Origin of the sequence: Limnospira sp. PMC 1279.21, from assembly GCF_032349615.1 — a bacterium.
GTDB lineage: Bacteria > Cyanobacteriota > Cyanobacteriia > Cyanobacteriales > Microcoleaceae > Limnospira > Limnospira fusiformis.
In genome coordinates, this window is the sequence record NZ_JARPLU010000237.1 from 1 (window position 1) to 5,571 (window position 5,571).

Annotated in this window: 5 protein-coding genes and 2 pseudogenes; 6 read left to right on the forward strand and 1 reads right to left on the reverse strand. The window is 44.1% G+C overall.

From position 1 onward, the window contains the following. Both P5683_RS22350 and P5683_RS22355 read left to right on the forward strand, forming a co-directional pair. Positions 1-316 (forward strand): annotated as a pseudogene (locus P5683_RS22350) (zinc ribbon domain-containing protein); the annotation flags it as partial. Between the two features lie 141 nt (positions 317-457). After that, on the forward strand, positions 458-1,153 hold the full coding sequence (locus P5683_RS22355) for an aldehyde oxygenase (deformylating) (RefSeq protein ID WP_006625681.1): 696 nt from the start codon (positions 458-460) through the stop codon (positions 1,151-1,153). A 79-nt stretch (positions 1,154-1,232) separates the two neighbouring features. Here P5683_RS22355 and P5683_RS22360 read toward each other — a convergent pair whose 3' ends face one another. After that, positions 1,233-1,379, reverse strand: a complete 147-nt coding sequence (locus P5683_RS22360; protein WP_315642481.1) for a hypothetical protein — start codon at positions 1,377-1,379, stop codon at positions 1,233-1,235. Positions 1,380-2,060: 681 nt separating this feature from the next. On the opposite strand from P5683_RS22360, the pseudogene P5683_RS22365 reads away from it, so the two are divergent. From P5683_RS22365 to P5683_RS22380, 4 genes and pseudogenes are all read left to right on the forward strand, one after another. Next, positions 2,061-2,741: pseudogene (locus tag P5683_RS22365) on the forward strand (IS607 family transposase). After that, on the forward strand, positions 2,644-3,588 hold the full coding sequence (locus P5683_RS22370; protein ID WP_315669482.1) for a transposase: 945 nt from the start codon (positions 2,644-2,646) through the stop codon (positions 3,586-3,588). Before P5683_RS22365 ends, P5683_RS22370 begins: the two are co-directional and overlap by 98 nt. After that, on the forward strand, positions 3,557-3,769 hold the full coding sequence (locus P5683_RS22375) for a transposase (protein ID WP_228116544.1): 213 nt from the start codon (positions 3,557-3,559) through the stop codon (positions 3,767-3,769). The genes P5683_RS22370 and P5683_RS22375 overlap by 32 nt, the downstream gene beginning before the upstream one ends. Positions 3,770-4,072: 303 nt before the next feature. Continuing rightward, positions 4,073-5,092, forward strand: a complete 1,020-nt coding sequence (locus P5683_RS22380) for a long-chain acyl-[acyl-carrier-protein] reductase (RefSeq protein ID WP_006625675.1) — start codon at positions 4,073-4,075, stop codon at positions 5,090-5,092. Positions 5,093-5,571: the final 479 nt, after the last annotated feature.

The window sequence follows — 5,571 nt, forward strand, 5'->3', positions numbered from 1 at the left end:
TGCCCGCGCCATGCTGAAATGGGCGCATTATCGATTCAAACTAACCCTGAGACATAAGCGCGGAAATAACTGAACAGTTGTAGATGTGACCGAAGAATACACCAGCAAAACCTGTACTCACTGTGGTCATGTCCATTCCCAGCTAGGTGGCTCAAAAGTGTTCCGATGTCCGGAGTGGGGGTTCACTCTACCACGGGACTGGAACGGTGCTTTTGGAATCTTTCTAAAAGCTTTGCGGGATACCGCCTCTGTTACCTTAACGGGTAATAGTGCTATCGTCGCATTGTCCGGGAACAACCGGATAAATGTCGCGTAAATGTATCAGATATCGACCTCTGGGTATCTGGCTTTTGAGTTAGATGTGTAAGTCGGATCGCTGAACCAAGAATTCCACTGTTAAGGGGCGTGGGAGTGTCAAGAACAGCTCATTTGTTTGTTACCAGGAGAAATCTAATTTATGCCACAGCTTGAAACAATTACTGAACTGGACTTTCAAAACGAAACCTATAAAGATGCCTATAGCCGGATTAATGCGATCGTAATTGAAGGTGAGCAGGAAGCATCTGATAATTACATCAAACTGGGTGAAATGCTACCTGAAGAACGGGAAGAGCTAATTCGTCTGTCGAAAATGGAAAAGCGTCATAAGAAAGGGTTTCAGGCTTGTGGTCGCAACCTGGAAGTTACCCCAGACATGGACTTTGGCCGTGAGTTCTTTGCTAAACTTCATGGTAATTTCCAAAAGGCGGCGGCTGAAGGTAAGTTGGTGACTTGTTTGCTGATCCAATCTTTAATTATTGAAAGTTTTGCGATCGCTGCTTACAACATCTATATCCCTGTGGCTGATCCCTTTGCTCGCAAAATTACCGAAGGCGTGGTTAAAGATGAGTACGAGCATCTGAACTTTGGCGAGGAGTGGCTGAAAGCTCACTTTGAGGAGTCCAAAGCTGAACTAGAAGAAGCTAACCGCCAAAACCTACCCCTGGTCTGGAAAATGCTTAACCAGGTGGAAAAAGATGCCAGTATCCTGGGAATGGAGAAAGAAGCCTTAATTGAGGACTTCATGATTGCCTATGGGGAAGCTCTGAGCAATATTGGTTTCACTACCCGCGATATTATGCGGATGTCTGCTTATGGTTTGGCAGGAGTTTAACTTAGTCAGGTTGAGATTTTGAACAAAAACGGTCGGTGCGGTCGGTGAGCTCCGCCGAACTGATCGCAGCCGAACCGCGCTAACAGGTGGGATCTGCGATCGCCAGAGTCTTAGTCGTCATAGCCTTATCAGAAAAAATGGGTTGAAAACCTCGTCCTTTTAGGGCGACTTGGTGTGAACATAAATTGAATTCGTTGACTTTGGGAACGCCGGAAACAAGAGACACTCCGTAATCCCTAAAACTCTAGCCATCACTGGTAGAAAATCTTTCATCGTCAGTCCAAATGGCCAGAGCGAAGTCAAAATCAAATAGGGTAGGGCATACCCGGATTTACGCTTGGGGAGTATTCTTGAAGAGTGCTTACTGTAAAAGGTGTAGTCAGATACGACATGAAACTGTAAGACCAAAACTAACGAGGGTTAGTGGAGGCAGGATTCAGCCCAAGAATCCCCATGCCTTTAGGCTGGGGACAAGGGTTCAGATTACCGGACTACGGGAACGCCATGAGATACCCGGCTACCAAATGTTGTCCCCCGCTCTGATTTTCAATGACCAGGCTTGTCATCTTTCCGTTCCGTTTCATTGTGTACAGCGCGAAACGGAACCCGGATCAAAATGTTGTGGCGGTTGATTTGGGTATCAATACCACAGCAACAGTCACAGTCGTAACCTTTGACGGCACTGTAATCCATCGTGAATTAATTCACCCTGGACCAGACATAGATCGTCGATATCAGCGACTCGAGTCTGTGGCAATGCGGGCCCTAATGACGATGGGAAAAGGAGGGAAACTTCACAAAGGCTTCTGCGCCCAGACGTGCTTGCTAGTAACAAAAAACTTACTCAAACCTACACACAAACCCAAAACCTTGTACTATGCAAACAACCACAATAACCGGAGTTAAAGTGCCAAAATATGTTACACCGAAGGAAGCCGGAGAAATCTTCTCCGTCAGCGTTGCCACCTTGCGAAGATGGGAAAAACTCGGCGCAATTAAAGCCGTTCGTACCGTTGGCAACCAACGAAGATACATCATCGAAGAAGCCGAGAAACAAAAGCCCATTGTCTGTTATGCAAGAGTCAGCACCCATTCCCAAAAGGATGACCTCATTAGACAGGCTGAATTTCTACGCAGCGCATACCCAACAGCATAAATTCTTACAGAAGTTGGCAGTGGACTCAATTTTAAACGGCGAAAATTCCTCGCTATATTGGAACGAATATACGAAGGAAATATCGGCACACTTGTCATCGCTCACGCCGATAGGCTGGTCCGTTTCGGATTTCCACTCATTGAATGGTTATGTGCAAAAAGTGGATGTGAATTCGTGGTTCTCAGGAAAAAGAGTCTCTCTCCAGAACAAGAACTCGTTAGCGATATCTTGTCCATCCTCCACTGTTTCTCTGCTCGGCTTTACGGACTACGAAAGTACGAAAAACCAGCCCGTAAAGAACTTCAAAAAGAAACCCCGTCATCAGACAAGCAAGATGACTCCGAACAGCTTGAGGAAGGTGAGATTGTATCCTTGTCAAGAATTACACGCTGTTTGGAAACGTTGGTTAGCTGCTTATCGGTGGATTTATAACTATACCATTGCTACTTTGAAACATGGCTATCAAGGGACCTGTTTTGACTGCCAAAAGTTAGTCAGAGATAGTGAAAAACCGGAATGGGTGAAATTTTTACCAGGACATCAATTACAGGAAGCAGTAGCCGATGCTTTCGATGCTTTTAAACAAGCTAATGCGGCTGGGGGTCAAGTCAAATTCAAGTCCTGCCGGGCACCATCTCAAATCATTAAATTCAAGGTAAATAACTTTAAAAATGGAACTTGGTATACCCGTTTAACTAAAGGTTTAACCTTTACTTCACCTCAAGCTATACCTAAGAATTGCCTTTATGGAACGCAATTAAAGTATGCCAGGGGTAAATGGTATGGTTGTTTTCCAGAGTATCAAGAGCGAGAAACAACAGAGCAAAAGCGAGTTATGGCTTTAGACCCTGGTGTGCGCTCCTTTTTGGTGGGTTATGATGGTGAATCAATTACGGAATTTGCCACTAATGATATTGGCAAAATCAATCGCCTTTGCTACCATTTAGACCTTTTAATGAGCCGGATTAGCCAATGTAAAATTAAACGAAAACGAGATCAAATGCGTAAAGCTTCTCATCGAATGCGGGAGCGGATTCGTAACCTAGTAGATGATTTACATAAGAAAGTCGCTCATGTCTTGGTTAATCACTATAAACTTATCTTTCTTCCTACTTTTAATTCGAGTGAAATGGTTGTCAAATATCGTAGAAAGCTCAACTCTAAGTCAGCGAGACACTTGTTAACTTGGAGTCACTACATATTTTCTAAACGTCTCATGCAACAAGCAGAAAGAAAAGGTGTTTTAGTTGTCCGCGCTGAAGGAAAGTTATACCTCTAAAACCTGCCCCCATTGTGGTCAAATCCATGAGAAACTAGGGGGAAGTAAGGTTTTGAAATGTCCTAATTGCGGCTATACAGCACCCCGTGACTGGGTAGGCGCACGAAACATTATGCTTCGTGCTTTGCCGGCTACTGCCGTTGTCTTCCAAGACAATGCGATACTTTTTCAATCGGCGTAAAGCTTTAATAAGTTTTATACAGGTTTGAGAAGGTTAAATGTAGCACTCAGGCGAGTCCGGGATTAGCATTATGACACCCCCACCTCGCGCCGGAGCCGGTGGGGAGAGCTTTATTCGGAATTGCTGGCACTATGGGCAGGTTGGTGATAAGATTAAACATAAAATCACAAGCAAACCTGCTCCTTTGCAGGTAAAATTAATTTCTATGGTCCGGCATCGACTCATACAGCTCGTGCCGGGAGATGGGTAAATAAAATAGCCTCCCCCAAGAGGATGTTAACTCAAAAATAACTCAATCGAATCATGTTTGGTCTCATCGGTCATCTTACCAGTTTGGAACACGCCCAGGTTGTAGCTCGGGATTTGGGTTATGCAGAATATGCTGATCAAGGTCTGGATTTTTGGTGCAGCGCACCACCCGTAATTGTTGAGGATCTTAAGGTAACAAGTATTACGGGTCAGGTAATTGAGGGTAGGTATGTAGAGTCTTGCTTCTTACCCGAAATGTTGGCTACTAACCGCATGAAAGCTGCTACTCGCAAAATTATTAATGCTATGGCTCATGCTCAAAAAAATGGCATTAATATTACGGCTTTGGGGGGGTTTTCTTCGATTATTTTGGAGAGATTTAATTTGGATCAACTGGGTAGAATTCGCAACATTAAGTTGGAGTTTGAGCGCTTCACTACCGGAAACACCCACACGGCTTATATTATTTGCCGTCAAGTGGAACAAGCAGCGCCGAAATTGGGAATAGATTTGTCTAAGGCTACTGTGGCTGTTTGTGGCGCTACCGGAGATATTGGCAGTGCGGTCTGTCGGTGGCTAAATGGCAGACTTGATGTGGCTGAAATACTATTGATTGCTCGCGATCGCCAAAGACTCCAAAACCTACAAGCTGAATTGGGACGGGGTAAAATTATGGCTTTAGATGAAGCATTACCCCAGGCTGATATCGTGGTTTGGGTCGCTAGTATGCCACAGGGGGTGGAAATTGACCCGGAAGTTTTGAAAAAACCTTGTTTGTTGATTGATGGGGGCTACCCTAAAAATATGGCAACTAAGTTTCAAAGTCCCGGTGTTCATGTCCTGTCTGGGGGCATTGTGGAACACGCTTTAGATATTGACTGGAAAATTATGAAAATTGTCAATATGAATGTTCCCGGTCGCCAGCTATTCGCCTGTTTTGCCGAATCTATGTTATTAGAATTTGAGTCTATATATACCAATTTTTCTTGGGGCCGAAATCAAATCACTTTGGATAAAATGGATATGATTGGTCGGATGTCTATTAAACATGGTTTTAAACCACTGATGCTATAACTTTTCCCCCTCCTCACCCGCTACCCTCCAACTCGGTTAAACTCCCAATTTCGGGTGAGGATCTCATTATTATTTATGGCTTTGGGGGGTATGCACAAAATGTCGTTTTTGTCAAGGTCGGTAAAAATAGCCTAGGTATTTTCCCGAAAAACTCGTGAATCGTGAATTTAAATTTTTGCCGGGAGAATAATTTTAACCGCGATACAATCAGGGTTTCGGGCTTTATTTTATCCAATAGACACAGAAAGCCCTTGGTAGCAATTTCTGTAAGCAAACCACAACCCCCATAATCTCGTCAACTTTTGGCGAGCAATTTTCCCTAAAATTGTATTAATTCTTAACAATCTTTGCCAAAAACAATCTATTTGGTTGTATGAATTAGCAAAACTTATGTAAAATCCCATAAGTAGGGGGTGGGCGAGTTTCACGTAAACCTCTTGGGAGCGTGGAAGCCCCGTGTCTTTAGACCGGGGAGGAAG

What these genes read in the sequence shown, in the direction of transcription:
- P5683_RS22355 (WP_006625681.1), top strand. Translation starts at nt 458, where the DNA reads ATGCCACAGCTTGAAACAATTACTGAACTGGACTTTCAAAACGAAACC.
- P5683_RS22370 (WP_315669482.1), top strand. Translation starts at nt 2,644, where the DNA reads ATGACTCCGAACAGCTTGAGGAAGGTGAGATTGTATCCTTGTCAAGAA.
- P5683_RS22380 (WP_006625675.1), top strand. Translation starts at nt 4,073, where the DNA reads ATGTTTGGTCTCATCGGTCATCTTACCAGTTTGGAACACGCCCAGGTT.